The sequence below is a fragment of the Caldicellulosiruptoraceae bacterium PP1 genome (assembly GCA_041320695.1).
GTDB lineage: Bacteria > Bacillota > Thermoanaerobacteria > Caldicellulosiruptorales > Caldicellulosiruptoraceae > JBGGOQ01.
In genome coordinates, this window is record JBGGOQ010000004.1 from 26871 (window position 1) to 43103 (window position 16233).

The 16233-nt window shown below is 28.9% G+C and carries 15 protein-coding genes; 2 read left to right on the forward strand and 13 right to left on the reverse strand.

What is annotated here, in order from left to right; translation table 11 throughout:
• Positions 1 to 2: 2 nt before the first annotated feature.
• The 5 genes from ACAG39_07395 to ACAG39_07415 form a co-directional block, all read right to left on the reverse strand.
• Positions 3 to 902 (reverse strand): carbohydrate ABC transporter permease, encoded by a 900-nt coding sequence (locus ACAG39_07395; GenBank protein MEZ0537066.1) that lies wholly within the window; start codon positions 900 to 902, stop codon positions 3 to 5.
• 34 nt (positions 903 to 936) lie between these two features.
• Positions 937 to 1881 (reverse strand): ABC transporter permease, encoded by a 945-nt coding sequence (locus tag ACAG39_07400; GenBank protein MEZ0537067.1) that lies wholly within the window; start codon positions 1879 to 1881, stop codon positions 937 to 939.
• Positions 1882 to 1982: 101 nt separating this feature from the next.
• Positions 1983 to 3626 (reverse strand): ABC transporter substrate-binding protein, encoded by a 1644-nt coding sequence (locus tag ACAG39_07405; protein ID MEZ0537068.1) that lies wholly within the window; start codon positions 3624 to 3626, stop codon positions 1983 to 1985.
• A gap of 354 nt (positions 3627 to 3980) precedes the next feature.
• The gene (locus ACAG39_07410) at positions 3981 to 4508 is read right to left on the reverse strand and encodes a nucleoside recognition domain-containing protein (GenBank protein ID MEZ0537069.1); all 528 of its coding nucleotides are present in this window, start codon (positions 4506 to 4508) and stop codon (positions 3981 to 3983) included.
• A 2-nt stretch (positions 4509 to 4510) separates the two neighbouring features.
• Positions 4511 to 5113: a nucleoside recognition domain-containing protein gene (locus ACAG39_07415; GenBank protein ID MEZ0537070.1), complete on the reverse strand. Its 603-nt coding sequence runs from the start codon at positions 5111 to 5113 to the stop codon at positions 4511 to 4513.
• A 319-nt stretch (positions 5114 to 5432) separates the two neighbouring features.
• Here ACAG39_07415 and ACAG39_07420 point away from each other — a divergent pair, with 319 nt between their 5' ends.
• Positions 5433 to 5675, forward strand: a complete 243-nt coding sequence (locus ACAG39_07420; protein MEZ0537071.1) for an AbrB/MazE/SpoVT family DNA-binding domain-containing protein — start codon at positions 5433 to 5435, stop codon at positions 5673 to 5675.
• Positions 5676 to 5716: 41 nt separating this feature from the next.
• Here the strand turns inward: ACAG39_07420 and rsmI are convergent, their stop codons facing one another.
• Both rsmI and ACAG39_07430 read right to left on the reverse strand, forming a co-directional pair.
• A complete protein-coding gene (gene rsmI, locus ACAG39_07425; GenBank protein ID MEZ0537072.1) occupies positions 5717 to 6559 on the reverse strand; it encodes a 16S rRNA (cytidine(1402)-2'-O)-methyltransferase in 843 nt (280 codons plus the stop codon).
• A 1-nt stretch (position 6560) separates the two neighbouring features.
• Positions 6561 to 7265 carry a tRNA1(Val) (adenine(37)-N6)-methyltransferase gene (locus ACAG39_07430; protein ID MEZ0537073.1) on the reverse strand — a complete coding sequence of 235 codons (705 nt, stop codon included), beginning with the start codon at positions 7263 to 7265 and terminating at the stop codon, positions 6561 to 6563.
• A 156-nt stretch (positions 7266 to 7421) separates the two neighbouring features.
• Between ACAG39_07430 and ACAG39_07435 the strand changes: the two genes are divergently transcribed.
• On the forward strand, positions 7422 to 7796 hold the full coding sequence (locus tag ACAG39_07435; GenBank protein ID MEZ0537074.1) for a response regulator: 375 nt from the start codon (positions 7422 to 7424) through the stop codon (positions 7794 to 7796).
• Between the two features lie 35 nt (positions 7797 to 7831).
• On the opposite strand, the gene gyrA is transcribed toward ACAG39_07435, so the two are convergent.
• The 6 genes from gyrA to dnaA all read right to left on the reverse strand — a co-directional run bounded on the left by gyrA (position 7832) and on the right by dnaA (position 16207).
• Positions 7832 to 10258 (reverse strand): DNA gyrase subunit A, encoded by a 2427-nt coding sequence (gyrA, locus tag ACAG39_07440; protein ID MEZ0537075.1) that lies wholly within the window; start codon positions 10256 to 10258, stop codon positions 7832 to 7834.
• Between the two features lie 15 nt (positions 10259 to 10273).
• Positions 10274 to 12166: a DNA topoisomerase (ATP-hydrolyzing) subunit B gene (gyrB, locus tag ACAG39_07445; GenBank protein MEZ0537076.1), complete on the reverse strand. Its 1893-nt coding sequence runs from the start codon at positions 12164 to 12166 to the stop codon at positions 10274 to 10276.
• Between the two features lie 14 nt (positions 12167 to 12180).
• Complete coding sequence (gene remB, locus ACAG39_07450; GenBank protein ID MEZ0537077.1) at positions 12181 to 12471, reverse strand: extracellular matrix regulator RemB; 291 nt, start codon at positions 12469 to 12471, stop codon at positions 12181 to 12183.
• Positions 12472 to 12475: 4 nt separating this feature from the next.
• Positions 12476 to 13504 (reverse strand): DNA replication/repair protein RecF, encoded by a 1029-nt coding sequence (locus ACAG39_07455; protein MEZ0537078.1) that lies wholly within the window; start codon positions 13502 to 13504, stop codon positions 12476 to 12478.
• Between the two features lie 17 nt (positions 13505 to 13521).
• On the reverse strand, positions 13522 to 14628 hold the full coding sequence (gene dnaN / locus ACAG39_07460) for a DNA polymerase III subunit beta (GenBank protein ID MEZ0537079.1): 1107 nt from the start codon (positions 14626 to 14628) through the stop codon (positions 13522 to 13524).
• A 217-nt stretch (positions 14629 to 14845) separates the two neighbouring features.
• Complete coding sequence (gene dnaA, locus ACAG39_07465) at positions 14846 to 16207, reverse strand: chromosomal replication initiator protein DnaA (GenBank protein ID MEZ0537080.1); 1362 nt, start codon at positions 16205 to 16207, stop codon at positions 14846 to 14848.
• Positions 16208 to 16233 lie beyond the last annotated feature (26 nt).

Sequence of the window (16233 nt, forward strand, 5' to 3'; positions counted from 1 at the left end):
TATTATTCCTTTACACTACCTATTGTTAAACCAGATACAAAATACCTTTGTAGGAATGGATATACAAACAATATAGGAAGTATTGCAACAATTGTCATTGTAGCTCTTATGGCAGTTGGTGTTACAGCAGATCCACCTTGTGATAGTGATGCTGAAAAATCAGGTGTTGACGATGCTGATTGAACAGATTGTAGAACCTTTTGAAGTTCAAATTGTAAAGTACTAAGGTTTGGATTGCCTGAGTTATAAAGGAATGTATCAAACCATGCATTCCACTGGCCAACAGCAACCCATAATGTTACAGTAGCTAAAACAGGTAGGCTCAAAGGCAATATTATTGAGAATAATATTCTGTATTCACTTGCACCATCTATTTTTGCTGATTCAATTAAATCTTTTGGAAGACCATCAATGTAACTTCTGATAACAATAATATTAAAAGCACTAACCATACCAGGAATAATATATACCCAGAAAGTATTAATAAGATGTAGATTTTTCATAAGTAAATATGCTGGAATAAGACCACCACTAAAATACATAGTAAACACTATTGTTCTTGAAACAAACTTTCTGAATACGTAATCTTTTCTACTAATACCATAAGCCACCATCAAACATGATAATACATTTGTTAAACTACCTATAATAGCCCTTAAAACGGAAATTAGTGCTGAGTGATAAATTTCTGGTTTTGACAAAATCATATGATAGTTATTAGTAGTAAACTTTCTTGGCCAAAGATAAATACCACCTCTAACAGAATCAAGAGCATCATTAAATGAAACTGCAAGTGTATTTAAAAAAGGATACAATGTACAAATTACTACTAATATCATAAAAAAGTATACAATAAAATTTAAGATAATATCCTCTAAAGTATATTTTTTTCCTTTAACCATATTAACTGTCCTCTCCTTACTTTGATGGATTAAACTAAAATACCCTTTCCCCTTCACCTATTTTTGATGAAATCTTGTTTGCAGTTGTAACAAGTATAAGGCTTATAACCGAGTTAAATATACCAGCAGCAGTAGCATATGACCATCTACCACTTCCAATACCATATCTTAATATATAAGTATCTAAGATTTCAGAGAAATCTAAAGTTGATGGCTTTTGTAATAAGTACATTTGTTCAAAACCTGCGTTTAATATCCAACCAACATTCATTATAAGAAGTATCTTAACTGTTGGTAATATACTTGGTAATGTAATAGTAAATATCTGTTTCACTCTGCTTGCACCATCAATACTTGCTGCTTCGTATAATTGTGGTGAAATGTTTGTCATAGCTGCAAGATAAATAATTGCGTTCCATCCCATCTCTTTCCATACTTCAGATATTGGTGCAATAAACCAGAAATATTTTCCTTCACCTAAAAAGTTAATTGGTTCTTTCAATAAACCTACTTTCAAAAGTAAATCATTTATTATACCATTGTCAGGTGATAGAGCTGTATAGATAATATTAGCTGCAACAACCCATGAAACAAAGTGTGGCAAATATGATATTGTTTGAACAGTCCTCTTAAATAGGATATTCTTAACCTCATTTAATAATAATGCAAATAAAATTGAAGAAGTAAAGTTAAATATAAGCTTTAAACTGCTTATTACAAGTGTATTTCTTAATGCTTGAAAGAAGTATGGATCAGCAAAAAGTTCTTTGAAATTTTGAAGTCCTACCCATTCTGATTGAGTAAAACCTAAATAAGGCTTGTAGTTTTTGAATGCTAATAACCATCCCCATAATGGAAGATAGTTAAAAACTAAAACAAGAAATAAAAAAGGAATTGTGAGTACTATTAACTGTCTTTGATTATATACTGTTGTAAGAAAACTGCTTTTTGTCTTTTTGGATAATGTGTTCTCTGACATTTATCTTCCTCCTAGCAAAATAAAAACATAATGTTTTAATCCTTATGATAAAATTTACTCACGAAGCTAAAAGCCCCGTGAGTAAATTCTTTATTTTTTCATTAGTTCCATTCCTTAAGTCTTCTCTTAATTTCTGTTTCTCTGAATTTAATTACTTTTTCAAGACCAAGTTTCTTGATTTGTGATACATATTCGTTCCAAGTCTTATCATATTCAGCAGAATTCTTTGCCATAATCATCTTTGTTATATATCTTCTTTGTAAATCATTAGCTTTATTTTCAATTACACTTAAATCATCTGGAATCTTAACATCCCAACCATATCCATATGGTGAATTCCATGTTGGTGAAAAGAGATCCTTGAATGATTTAATCTTATATGCATTTAATACTTCTTTTTCATAAGGCTTATAACGAACACTTAAAGCTTGCTCTGAATAATCCCAAGAAATTGTACCACTCTTGTCTGGATATTGAATATCCATTGGTGGTCTTGGGAATGAGAACCATGTGTTTCCTAACATACCTTGTTTTTCTTGGTATGAAGCATCTAAACGTCTTTTAATTTGTGCATCTGTTAGATACATTTTACCATTTTTAACATTGTAATCTTGACCTTGGATACCCCAGTATATAAGTTTTAGGATATCTTCTTGAGCCATTCTATCTAAGTATTTGAATGCAGCAAGTTTATCTTTACATTTTGTTGTAATTGATATACCTGCACCAGTTCCCATTGTAACAACATTGTATCTGTCTCTCTTTACACCTTTGTCAAGTAAAGGCATAGCAATTGGTATTCTATCATAAAGTTTTTGTTTTTCTAATGAATCAATTGCTTGTTGAATTTGCCATCTTTCATCATAGAAACCAATAACTCTACCAGATGAAATCTTAGCAAGATATTGATCGTAGTTTTGTGAGAACATTTCTTTGTCCATTAAGCCACTATTCCAAAGTTCATTTAATCTCTTGTAATATGTTTTTGCTTGTGGCATTGTGAAGCTATCTTTAATATTACCTGTCTTTTCGTCAATTAACCAACCACCATCATTTGGATAACCTTGTAATCTTAATGGTTGTTGCATAAGAACATAAATTCTCCAGCTATCTGTTAAAGCTGTGAAGCCAATTGTTGGTTTTCCGTTATATGTTGGATGTTTCTTAACATAATCTTTTACAATTTTGAAATAAGTATCAATATCTCTTACAACTGGCCATTTGTTTTCTTTTAATGTTGCAATTGGTAGCCAGAAACCAGCAAATGAATAAAGTGGATCTGATTCTTCTCTAAATGGAGTTAAGTAATAAATGTGTCCATCTTTTGGATATTTTAGTTTCTTTAAAGCTTGTGGGCTGTACCATTTTTTAATATTCTTCCCATACTTATTAATGTAGTCATCCATTGGTACTAAAGCACCAGCTTCAATGTACTTGTTGATAACATTGTGTGCATTGATAAGATCTGGCAAATCACCAGAAGCAAGCATAATACCTGCCTTTGTTTCTTCATCGCTACCTACAATGTATTCAACTTGAATCTTAACACCAGTAAGTTGTTCAATCTTCTTACCAATTGGTGTTTTCCAATAGTCTATTGGCTTTGCATTTGAATCGCCAATGAAAAGTTTGAAAGTAACTGGATTTGTAGCAGCTTGAGCTTTCTTCTCGCCAAGTCCAACGCCTGCAAAAAGACTTAAGAAGAAAACTACTGCTAAAAATAAAGCAATTCTTCTTTTAGCCATTAAAAATACCTCCCTCAAAATTAATTGTGAAATTTTACTATAAAAATGTAAAATACACTGCACTTATATTATATATATTTTGCAACGTACTAAACAACCAGATAAATTTAAAATAAAATACCGTAAATTTAATATCATGTTATTAAATTTAAAATATTTAGTACAAACATTAAAATTTATACATATAATGTAAAATAAATTTACTTATAAATATAATTATCTTTATATTATAGGAAAAGTTAGTAAATAAATTTAAGAAGGGTTTAGAAAACATAAAATATTAAAATGATTAATTTGTAAAAAATTTTATAGTAGCTTTAGTATAATATGAATAATAAAAAATAATCAAGTCCATTATCTGTTAATAAAAAATATGTTCAATATAATACTTGTAATAATTATTAAAAAAAATTCAACTAAAAGTGCAACCCATATAAGATATCGGGTATTTTTTATTTTAGTTGCCCCGATATACGTAGCAATAACATAAAACAACGTCTCTGAAGATGTACAAATAACTGATGCAAATATACCTTCTTTACTATCTGCTCCAAACCTTTCAAATATGCTATTTACATAACTTAAGGCACCACTTCCAGATAATGGCCTTATTATTATAAGAGGTAAAACCTTTTCTGGAATACCAAAAAGAAATGATAATGGTTTAAGAAAATTTATAAAAAAATCAGATGCTTTTGTTCTTACGAATAACTCAACAACAAAAACTAAAGCAAATAAATTAGGTAAGATATTTAAAACAACATATAATCCTTGCTTAATTCCTTCAACAAAACTCTTAAAAACATTATTTCTTTTAAAAATAGAATAAAGTAAAATTATTAAAATAAACATTGCAGGCAATTGATAGAAAAAGATAATCATATCTATTTCTTCCCTTTCCATATTTTACTATATATCTTGCACATGATAATACCAAATAATGTTGACAAAAATGAAACGCAAAGAACAATTAAAACAAACCCAAATGGATTTTGTGAATTATATTTAATTCTTAACATAATCATTGTTGTTGGTATAATTTGTATTGAACAGATATTTAAGATAACAAAAAGTATAACATCATCAGAGGCTTCATTATTTGAACACTCTTTTTCAAGTTCTTGTGTAGCTTTTATTCCTGCCGGGCTTGCTGCATTACCTAACCCAAAAAAATTTGAAACAATATTAGTTGTTATAAAGTTCTGTGCTGATTTACTTCTTGTATTAAATAAAATTTTTATAATTGGATACAAAAATTTATTAAACTTTTCTATAAGTCCCGATTCTTTTGCCACATTTATTACACCCATCCATAGAATAATAGAAAGGGAAATTGTAAAAAATAGTTGTAGAAAAGAGGTTGGTATGTCAAAGATTATTTGAGTAAGCTCCGTAAATTTTCCATTAAATATCGAAATGAGAAAGGAGGCAATAAAAAGAACAGAAAACACAAAATTCATTTTTTTTTTCTTTGTTTTTAGTCTCATTTTTAATAATATGAATATTGACTACTAATAATTCATTATATTATCTTGTCGATTATTGTCGAATATTTTAGTTTGCTTAATTATATGTTAAATTTCAACTAATATTGTTATATAATGTTAAACAAAATAGTAGAAAACATTGTTAATAAGATATCATAAAACTTTTATTATTTTTCATATCTATTCTTTTATAAACTTATGTTTGTTACTAATCAATAAAATGTAAAAAGATATAAAATATCCTTGACATAATATTGAAACAATGGTACAATAAATGCATATTCGAAATGTCGAAAATTGTTGAAAGGAGGATTTTGAAATGAAATCAACAGGTGTTGTTAGAAAAGTAGACGAGCTTGGTAGAATAGTTCTTCCAATCGAGCTTAGAAGAACTCTTGATATTGCTGAAAAAGATGCTTTAGAAATATTTGTAGATGGGGACAAAATAGTTCTTAGAAAATACGAACCAGCTTGTATCTTCTGTGGAAATGCAAAAGATGTTATCTACTACAAAGGTAAAAATATTTGCAAGGAATGCTTTGAAGAAATTAAGAAAAGCTAACTCATAACAAAATGGCTGTCAATTTTAGACAGCCATTCTTTTTACATATTATTCTTTTGTAAATCTAAAATCATTTTATATACTTCATTTCTCGAAATATTAAATTTTTCACAAGCCTCTTTTATAATCTGTTTTTTATCTATATTTTCATTAAGCTTACTAATAATAAATTCATTTACATCTTCAATGTGTATTTCTTCAACTTGATTATGAGATCCTTCAACAATTAAAACATATTCACCTTTTGGAGGGTTACTCTTATAAAAATCTATTGCTTCTTCTATAGTAGTTAGAAAAACATTTTCATGAAGTTTTGTTATTTCTTTAACAATACTTATCCTTCTTTTACTACCAAAATACTCTTTCATTTCTTCTAAAGTGTATATTAATTTATGTGGTGCTTCATAAAAAACAATTGTTCTTTTTTCATTTTTTAGCTCATTTAATTTTTCTTTCTTTGATCTATTATTTTTTGGAAGAAATCCTTCAAACACAAAGTTTTTTGTTGAAAGTCCAGATATAACAAGGGCACTTACAAAAGCACATGCTCCAGGTATTACTGTTACTTTTATTCCCTCTTGATAGCAGATATTTATAAGTTCTTCGCCAGGATCAGAAATAAGAGGCATACCTGCATCAGAAACCAATGCAATATTTTTCCCACTTAATAATTGGTTTATTATTGTTGATTCTCTGCTTTTTACACTATACTTGTGATAAGATAATAAAGGCTTTTTAATATTTAGATAATTTAATAGTTTTAATGTAACCCTTGTATCTTCACAAGCAATTATATCTACAAGATTTAATGTATCTATTGCTCTTTTGGTTATATCATCAAGGTTTCCTATTGGTGTTGCAACAATATATAATGTTCCAGCCACTTTATTCATCCTCGCTATCTAAATAGTATCCCATTTCATCAATAAATAAAGGCTTGTCTATTTTTAATGTACATTGTTTACCTTTTTTTGCTTCTATTAAAACTAAGGATGACTCTTTTTCTTTATTCTGGTGAACAAATCTAATTTGCTTTGGTTCTAATTTATACATCCTTAAATAATATATTGCATCAGTTAGTCTATCACTTCTATATACCATATAAAAACTTCCACCAAATTTTAAAATTTGCATTGCTGATTTTATAACATCTTCGATTGTACACATAATCTCATGCCTTGCAATAGCTTTATTAATATTTGGATTTATTGTTCCTGTGTTTACCTTTCTATATGGTGGATTTGTAAAAACAATATCTGCAAATTCAGATCCAAATATCTTTAAACTATCTTTAAGATCAGCATTAAGAATTTCAATTTTATCTGTAAGATTATTAATGTCTCTATTCATTAAAGCAATATTATATACCTCTTTTTGTACTTCAAGTGAATATATTTTCTTAAATTTTTTCCCTTTAGCATATAAAAGTATAGGTATTATAAGTGAACCTGATCCAAATTCAATCAATGTGTCATTTTTCTTACATTTAATAAAATCACTTAAAACAACTGCATCAGTTCCATATAAAAAGTGATCTGTATCCTGATATATAGAAAAATTACCTATTTTAAGCTTTTCTCTTCTTAACATACAACAACCTCATTTTTTGTAGATAATTTATCATATTATTTAGCTAATTAGATATACTTATAATAGTATCATATCTTGTATTTTATTTGCGAAAAGAATTATAATATATTATAGTGTCTAAATAAATATATATCAACACAAAGGGAGCAATTGTTTATGAAAATAGTTGTGGTGGATGATGCAACCTTTATAAGATCAATATTAAAAGATATATTTTCCTCACTAGGCCATCACGTTATAGCAGAATTTTCTAATGCAAAGGATTTAATCAATAACATTGAAAATTTAGATGCTGATTTATTAACAATGGACATTACAATGCCTGATATTGATGGTATTACTGCAACAAGGATTGTAAAAAACCTAAAGCCTGATTTAAAAGTAATAGTAATTTCAGCTATAACTGTTTCACATATTGAAGAGGAAGCAATAAATTGTGGTGCAAATGAATTCATTCAAAAGCCTTTTTCTAGAGATAGAATAGTTCAAACAGTTAAAAGAATTGAAAGTGAGCTTGTTGATAAAAATTAAATACATAAAAAAAGAAGGTTTTGAACCTTCTTTTTCTATTCCTCATCTTTAATTCTTGCAATTGAGCTTAAATTAACATCTTCATTTATTTTCATTAATTTTACTCCTTGAGTTTGTCTTCCTTGTACTGGTATTTCGCTTATGTTTATTCTTATAAAAGTTCCATCAGTTGAGACAAGCATTATATCGTCATTGTCACCTACCATTTTAATATCAGCTATATTTCCTGTTTTATCATTAACCTTATAGGTAATTACACCTTTTGCTCCTCTTTTTGTTTTCCTATACTCACTTAAATCTGTTCTCTTCCCATAGCCATTTTGAGTTACGCAAAGAAGATACTTACCTTCATCAGCTCTTTCCATTCCAACTATAAAATCACCATCTTCTAATGTCATTCCTTTAACACCAGAAGCTGTTCTACCCATTGCTCTTACATCTTGTTCATTAAAAACAACACAATTTCCAAAACTGCTTACAAGCACTATTTCTGAATTTCCAGTTGTGTATTTTACATCTATCAAAACATCATCTTCATCAAGTGTTATAGCTTTTTTACCTGCTTTTGTTGTATTCTCGAATTCTTTTAGAACTACCTTTTTGATTGTGCCTTTTTTGGTACACATCATAAGATAGCCTTGTTCAAAATCTCTTACACTTATACAAGCAGTAATTTTTTCATCTTTACTGATAGGTATAATATTTATTATTGCAGTTCCCTTTGCTTGTCTTCCTGTTTCAGGAACCTCATAAGTCTTAAGTTTATATACCTTACCCGAATCAGTAAAGAATAATACAAAATGGTGAGTAGTTGTAACAAGAATTTCCTCAACAAAATCTTCTTCTCTTGTAGATATTCCTGTTACACCTCTTCCTCCTCTTTTTTGATTTTTGTATGTGTCAAGAGGAAGTCTTTTTATATATCCAAAGTGAGTTAGTGTAATAACATTTTCTTCTTCTTGAATAAGTTCCTCTTCATCAAAATCTTCTTGTGCATCAACTAAAATCTTTGTTCTTCTTTCATCGTTATACTTTTGCTTAATTTCAAGTATTTCTTTCTTTATAATCTCTTTTACCAATGTTTCTGATGAAAGAATATTTTTATAATATTCTATCATTTTAATAAGTTCAGCAAGCTCTTCCTCTATTTTTTGTCTTTCAAGACCAGTAAGCCTTTGAAGTCTCATATCTAATATAGCTTGTGCTTGAACTTCACTGAATGAAAATCTATCAATAAGTCTTGCTTTTGCTTCTTGAACAGTTTTTGAACTTCTGATAATTGATATAATCTCATCAATATGATCAAGTGCTTTTTTTAGACCTTCTAAAATATGAGCTCTTTCTTCTGCTTTTCTTAAATCATATTGAGTTCTTCTTATAATAATCTCTTTTTGATGCTGAATATAATATTTTAGCATATCAAGTAGAGTTAAAATCTTTGGCTGATAATCAACAAGTGCAAGAAGAATGATACCAAAGGTTTCTTGCATTTGTGTGTTTTTATAAAGCTGCTTTAGTATAACATTAGCATTTGCATCTCTTTTAATCTCAATAACAATTCTAAGTCCATCTTTGTCAGATTCATCTCTAATATCAGAAATACCTTCAATTTTTTTATCTCTAACAAGCTCTGCAATCTTTTCTATAAGTCTTGATTTATTAACCATGTAAGGAATTTCTGTTACAACAATTCTTTCTTTACCATGACCATATTCCTCTATTACAGCCTTAGACCTTATTATAATCTTTCCTCTACCCTTTGAATATGCCTCTTTTATTCCTTGTTTACCTAATATATATCCACCTGTTGGAAAATCTGGTCCTTTTACAATCTTTAAAATATCATCAAGTGTTGCATTCTCGTTATCTAATAAAAGGCATACTGCATCAATAATCTCTCCAAGGTTATGTGGAGGAATATTTGTAGCCATGCCAACTGCTATACCTTGTGATCCATTAACAAGTAAATTTGGAAACCTTGATGGCAAAACCTTTGGTTCTTTTGCTGATTCATCAAAGTTTGGCATATAGTCTACTGTTTCTTTTTCTATATCGCGTAAAAGTTCAGAAGCTATCTTTGCCATCTTAGCCTCTGTGTACCTCATAGCAGCTGGAGGATCACCATCTATTGAACCAAAATTTCCATGCCCATCCACAAGTGGATATCTCATTGAAAAATCTTGTGCCATTCTAACTAAACTTTCATAAACAGCTGCATCACCATGAGGATGATATTTTGCAAGGACATTACCAACAACTGTTGCAGATTTTTTATATTGTTTATCAGGGGTAAGTCCAATCTCATTCATTGAAAATAAAATTCTTCTATGAACAGGCTTAAGACCATCCCTTACATCAGGAAGTGCTCTTGCTACAATAACACTCATTGCATAATCAATATATGATTTTTTCATCTCATCCTGTATTTCGACAGGAACAATCCTTTGTTCAAGTTCTTCCATTAAACCTTTTCCTCCCTATATGTCAAGGTTACGAACAAATTTTGCATTTTGCTCAATAAATTCTCTTCTTGGTTCAACCTTTTCACCCATAAGTATAGTGAATATTTCTTCGGCAATAACAGCATCTTCAAGTTCAACCTTTAAAAGAATCCTATTTTTAGGATCCATAGTTGTTTCCCAAAGCTCTTCTGCATTCATCTCTCCAAGACCTTTAAATCTTTGAACTTCAGCATCTTTAAATTCTTTTAAAACCTTTTGCAAATCCTTATCATTATATGCATATCTAACCTGTTTACCCTTTATAACTTTATAAAGTGGTGGTTGAGCTATATATACATACCCATTTTCAATAAGTGGTCTCATATATCTATAAAAGAATGTTAAAAGTAGTGTTCTAATATGTGAACCATCCACATCAGCATCGGCCATTATAATAATTTTGTGGTATCTAAGTTTCTTAAGATCAATATCATCTCCAATACCAACACCTATTGCAGAAATTAATGGTGTTAGTTTATCATTTGAGTAAATCTTATCAATTCTTGCTTTTTCAACATTTAGCATCTTACCCCAAAGAGGAAGTATAGCTTGATATCTTCTATCTCTTCCCTGTTTTGCAGAACCACCTGCTGAATCACCCTCAACAATAAATATCTCACATAATTTGGGGTCTTTTTCTGAACAGTCTGCTAATTTTCCTGGGAGGTTAAGCCCTTCTAATGCACTTTTTCTTTTTGTAACAAGTTCTCGAGCCTTTCTTGCAGCCTCTCTTGCTTTTGATGATAGAATAGCCTTATCTATTATCTTTTTTGATATATCAGGATTTTCTTCTAAAAAGCTTTCAAGTTTTTCGGATACTAAAGAATCAACAGCCCAACGAGCTTCACTATTACCTAACTTTGTTTTTGTCTGTCCTTCAAACTGTGGTTCATGTATCTTAACAGATACAACAGCTGTAAGTCCTTCCCTTATATCCTCACCTTGTAAATTTACATCCTTCAAAAGATTATATTTTTTAGCATAGTCATTAAATACCTTTGTTATTGCAGATTTGAACCCTACTAAATGCGTTCCACCATCAATAGTTGCAATATTGTTTGCAAATGAATATATATTTTCGTTGTATTGATCTGTATATTGCATTGCAATTTCTATTACAATATCATTTTTGGTACCTTCAATGTAAATAGGATCTTTATGAATAACCTCTTTGTTTCTATTCATATATTTTACAAATTCTGCAATACCACCATCATATTTCAATTCTTTCTTTTTTGCTGGTTCTTGTCTTTCATCAGAAATTGTTATTTTTATCCCTTTGTTTAAAAATGCAAGTTCCCTTATTCTTTGCAAAAGTGTATCATAGTCAAACTCAACTGTTTCAAATATCTCATCATCAGGCATAAATGTAATTTTAGTACCTGTTTTGGTTGTTTCACCTTTTTTTATAAGATCAGTTTCTGGAATACCCCTGTTATATTTTTGATAATAAATATATCCATCTTTATAAACCTCAACTTCAAGCCATCTTGAAAGAGCATTAACAACAGATGCACCAACACCATGTAAGCCACCAGAAACCTTATAAGCACCTTCGTTAAATTTACCACCTGCATGAAGAACTGTAAAAACAACCTCAACAGCAGATTTTTTAAGTTTTGGATGTATATCAACAGGTATACCTCTACCATTATCTATAACTGTTACAGAATTATCTTTGTTTATAGTAATTTGTATATCATTGCAAAATCCAGCTAATGCTTCATCAATGGCATTATCTACAATTTCATAGACAAGATGATGAAGACCTCTTTGAGATGTTGAACCTATATACATACCTGGTCTTTTTCTAACTGCCTCAAGTCCCTCAAGCACCTGTATTTGTTCGGCAGTATAGTTATTTTCCATATTGTTAGTCAAACTTAATCACCTTCCGAAACTAATAAATTTTCAAAATACATATTAAAGTTTACAAATCTATTTGACAATGTTCCTGTTGATATTGGGGAAATAATCCCAAATAGTTTTCCATCTATTTCGAGTATTATAACAGATTTTTTAACTTGATCATTAATTATCACTAATCTATCATTTTTATGCATCAATTCTAAAATGGCTTTGTTAGGGGTAGATTTCATGAAAACATTATAATCAATTATTGCTAATATTTCTGAATTATTGATTACAAAATCCTCCCCGATATTTGCAAACATTACTTCACATCCTCGAAATATAGTATATTTTACCTTCAAAATTATCATCAGTTGTTGTAATAAATGTCTGATATTTTTGGCAAAATTCAATAACCTTATTCCTTTTTTTAATATCTAACTCAGAAAAGATATCATCTAATAATAGTATAGGATCTTGAGTTATTTCAGCAATAGAAAGTATTAATGCTATTGTAAGCAATTTTATTTGTCCTTCTGATGCAAATATTTTGGAATTTTTATTATTAATATAAACTTCAAAATCATCTCTATGAGGACCTTTTGTTGTGTATTTCATTTCAGTATCTTTTTTTCTGTTGTTTATGAGTATTTTATAGATTTCTTGTTTATCAAATACTTTCAAGCTATTTTTATATTCAATACTAATGTTTTGATTTTCATCAATTAAAAAGTTAAAAATAAAATTAAAGCATTCAGAAATCCTTTTTATTATCTCAATTCTCTTGTTAATAATACTCTCAGATAATATAGATAGCTCCTGATCATATACATCTATTATATCGTTTTTTGAATTGCTTTTCAAAAAAGCATTTCTATTTTGAATAACTTTATTAAAATCAGAAACAACAAAAAACATATGCGGATAGATTTTTATCATTATCATATCTAAAAATCTTCTTCTAATTGATGGATCACCTTTTATTAAATTTACTGAGTTTGGCTGAAATAAAATAAGGTTAAATTTATCAATCAATTCAGATAACTTATTTATTTTCTTTTCATTTATAATTATTCTCTTTAATCCTGATTTTTCTACATAAACATTTGATTTTACAGATGTGTGGTTTTCCATATTTAAATATAAATTTAAAGAAAAATAATCCTTATCAAATTTTATAGCATCAATATCTCTTGATTTAAAGCTCTTACCATATAAGCAAAAATATATAGCCTCAAGAATACTTGTCTTTCCTGAGGCATTAGCACCGCTTATAATATTAATTGACTTATCAAATTCAAACTCTTCTTTTTCATATAACCTAAAATTTTCAAGATAAAGCCTTTTTATTTTCATGTTCTTCATCCTCAAAATTATTCAGGCATTCTTAATGGAAGAACTACATATATAAATTTATCATCATCTATTAATCTTAATATACATGGACTTGTTTGGTTTACAAATTTTATTTCTATATCACCTTTTATAACCTTAAAAACTTCTAAAAAGTATTTTGCATTAAATCCAATTCTCTGATGTTTTCCGTCCACATTGCATAGCAATTCCTCATCATATTTTCCTGTTGATGATATAGATTGAACAACAAATGAATTCTCATTTATATCAAATATTACTAAAGGAGCATCAAGCTTGTCCTCTCTTGTTACAATTGTTGCTCTTTCAATGCTAGAGTTTAATATTTCAGAATTTATTATAACCTTTGTAGAATGTTCATTTGGGATAGCATTTCTATAATCGAAGAATTTTCCTGCAATTAAACTACATATTACGTTTGTAGAACCAATTATAAAATAAGCTTGATTTTCAAAAAAGGAGATGTTAATTTCTTCAACATCTTCAAGCTGTGCTATTTTTGTTACATCATCTAAGGTTTCTGCTGGAATAATTTTTGAGATTTCTCCATCAATACTTGTATAATCAACATTTTTTACTGACAATCTATGGCCATCTAATGCAACAAAAAATAGCTTATCATCTTTTTTTTCAAAAAGAACACCTTTTAATGTTGGTCTTATATCCTCTTTGCTTGCTGAAAAAACAACCATATCAATTGATTTAATAAATTCATCTTTATTTATTGATATTCTATTCTCTGTTTGCTTCCTCTCCATTTTTGGAAAGTCTTGTGGATCTAAAGTAGGAAGTTTGAATTCAATTTTTCCACAGTGGATAAAAATTTCGTTATTTTTCTTTTCTAATACTATCTCATTATTTGAAGGCATCTTTTTTATTATTTCAGAGAAAAGCTTAGCCTTAACTAAACAGCTTCCTTTTTCTATAATTTCAGTGTTAAATTCAGTTTGAATTTGAACATTCATATCATTGGAGGTAAGAACAACTGTATCTTCAACTTCTATTAAAAGGTATTCAAGAATATTTAAAGTTTTTGCTTTTACTGCAATTGGTATTACCTTGGAAATATTCTTTAAAAGTAAATCTCTATCCACAACTATCTTCATTTTTTTATCTCCTTTCGTGTGAGAAAATTATTCTCACTTAAATTTCATAAAAATAGTAGCAGTAGTAATAGGTATTGTGGATAATTGGCAAAACCTCTTTAAATGTAGAAAAATCAATTATCAACTGCTGTTAATAAATATGTGGATAACTTTTTTGTTTATTAAGTAAATTCACATGTAAAATTTTCAAAAAAATTAAACTTATCAACACAAAAAATCAATTGTTAATAATTCTTTTTTTAATAGTTTCGACAGCATTTCTGAGATTACTATCCTTGTTGATAAGTTCCTTTATTTTTTCACAAGCATGTAATACTGTTGTATGATCTTTTCCCCCAAATGCTTCTCCTATTTTAGGAAGTGAAACATTTGTAATTTCCCTTGAGATATACATAGCAACCTGTCTTGGAAAGGCTATGTTTCTTGAACGTCTTGATGATTTAAAATCTTCAAATTTGATATTGTAGTAGTTTGCAACCTCTGCTTGAATCATTTCTATTGTTATCTCTTTTTGCTTTGTAGATGCTATAAACTCTTTTAATGCTTTTTCAGCAAGTTCTAAGTTAATCTCATGATTTTCAGAAATTAGCTTAGAATAAGCAATAATCTTGTTTAAAGCACCTTCGAGCTCACGTATGTTAGTTTCTATCTTTGTTGCTATAAACTCTAAAACTTCTTGAGGAACTGATATACCTTCTAATTGACATTTTTTACTAAGTATTGCTATTCGAGTTTCAAAATCTGGTGCTTGTATGTCTGTAATAAGTCCCCATTCAAACCTTGATCGAAGTCTATCTTCTAATGTTGTAATTTCTTTAGGAGGTCTATCACTTGAAAGAATAATCTTTTTATTTGCTTCATATAATGCATTAAAAGTATGGAAAAATTCTTCTTGTGTTCTTTCTTTACCACCTAAAAATTGAATATCGTCTATTAAAAGTACGTCAACACTTCTGTATTTAGCTCTAAATTCATCATTTTTTTCATCACGTATTGCTGCAATAAGTTCATTTGTAAACATTTCTGATGTTACATACATTATCTTTGCATTAGGATGATTTTTTAAAACATGGTGGCCAATGGCGTGCATTAAATGAGTTTTCCCAAGTCCTACACCACCATATATAAATAAAGGGTTATATGTTCTTTCTCCGGGTGATGTTTCAGCAACAGCAAGTGCTGCTGCGTGTGCAAGTCTATTGTTATTTCCTACAACAAATGTATCAAATGTATATTTAGGGTTCAGATATGTGGATAACTCATTTTCTTGGTCTTGCTTTGATTTTTGGTATTTTTTATATTGCTCTACTTCTGTTGGAAGTATTACTTTAAGACCTAAGTGTGGGGCATAAAGTTGCCTTAATGCGTTCAGTATAAGTAATGAATATCTATTTACAACTATTTCTCTATGAAAATCTGCAAATGAGGCCAATATCAAAGAATCAGTTTCATCAAAACAAAGGGGTATCAAAGAATTTATCCATGTGTTATATGAAATATCTGTAGGGCTTGGATTAAGTTCTTGTTTTATTACCTCCTTAATATCCTCCCACACTTTATTAACATCATAATCAACCATAAAATTCACCCTTTATTATGTAAAAT

What these genes read in the sequence shown, in the direction of transcription:
- ACAG39_07395 (MEZ0537066.1), bottom strand. Translation starts at nt 902, where the DNA reads ATGGTTAAAGGAAAAAAATATACTTTAGAGGATATTATCTTAAATTTT.
- ACAG39_07400 (MEZ0537067.1), bottom strand. Translation starts at nt 1,881, where the DNA reads ATGTCAGAGAACACATTATCCAAAAAGACAAAAAGCAGTTTTCTTACA.
- ACAG39_07405 (MEZ0537068.1), bottom strand. Translation starts at nt 3,626, where the DNA reads ATGGCTAAAAGAAGAATTGCTTTATTTTTAGCAGTAGTTTTCTTCTTA.
- ACAG39_07410 (MEZ0537069.1), bottom strand. Translation starts at nt 4,508, where the DNA reads ATGATTATCTTTTTCTATCAATTGCCTGCAATGTTTATTTTAATAATT.
- ACAG39_07415 (MEZ0537070.1), bottom strand. Translation starts at nt 5,113, where the DNA reads ATGAGACTAAAAACAAAGAAAAAAAAAATGAATTTTGTGTTTTCTGTT.
- ACAG39_07420 (MEZ0537071.1), top strand. Translation starts at nt 5,433, where the DNA reads ATGAAATCAACAGGTGTTGTTAGAAAAGTAGACGAGCTTGGTAGAATA.
- ACAG39_07430 (MEZ0537073.1), bottom strand. Translation starts at nt 7,265, where the DNA reads ATGTTAAGAAGAGAAAAGCTTAAAATAGGTAATTTTTCTATATATCAG.
- ACAG39_07435 (MEZ0537074.1), top strand. Translation starts at nt 7,422, where the DNA reads ATGAAAATAGTTGTGGTGGATGATGCAACCTTTATAAGATCAATATTA.
- gyrA (MEZ0537075.1), bottom strand. Translation starts at nt 10,258, where the DNA reads ATGGAAGAACTTGAACAAAGGATTGTTCCTGTCGAAATACAGGATGAG.
- gyrB (MEZ0537076.1), bottom strand. Translation starts at nt 12,166, where the DNA reads ATGGAAAATAACTATACTGCCGAACAAATACAGGTGCTTGAGGGACTT.
- remB (MEZ0537077.1), bottom strand. Translation starts at nt 12,471, where the DNA reads ATGTTTGCAAATATCGGGGAGGATTTTGTAATCAATAATTCAGAAATA.
- ACAG39_07455 (MEZ0537078.1), bottom strand. Translation starts at nt 13,504, where the DNA reads ATGAAAATAAAAAGGCTTTATCTTGAAAATTTTAGGTTATATGAAAAA.
- dnaN (MEZ0537079.1), bottom strand. Translation starts at nt 14,628, where the DNA reads ATGAAGATAGTTGTGGATAGAGATTTACTTTTAAAGAATATTTCCAAG.
- dnaA (MEZ0537080.1), bottom strand. Translation starts at nt 16,207, where the DNA reads ATGGTTGATTATGATGTTAATAAAGTGTGGGAGGATATTAAGGAGGTA.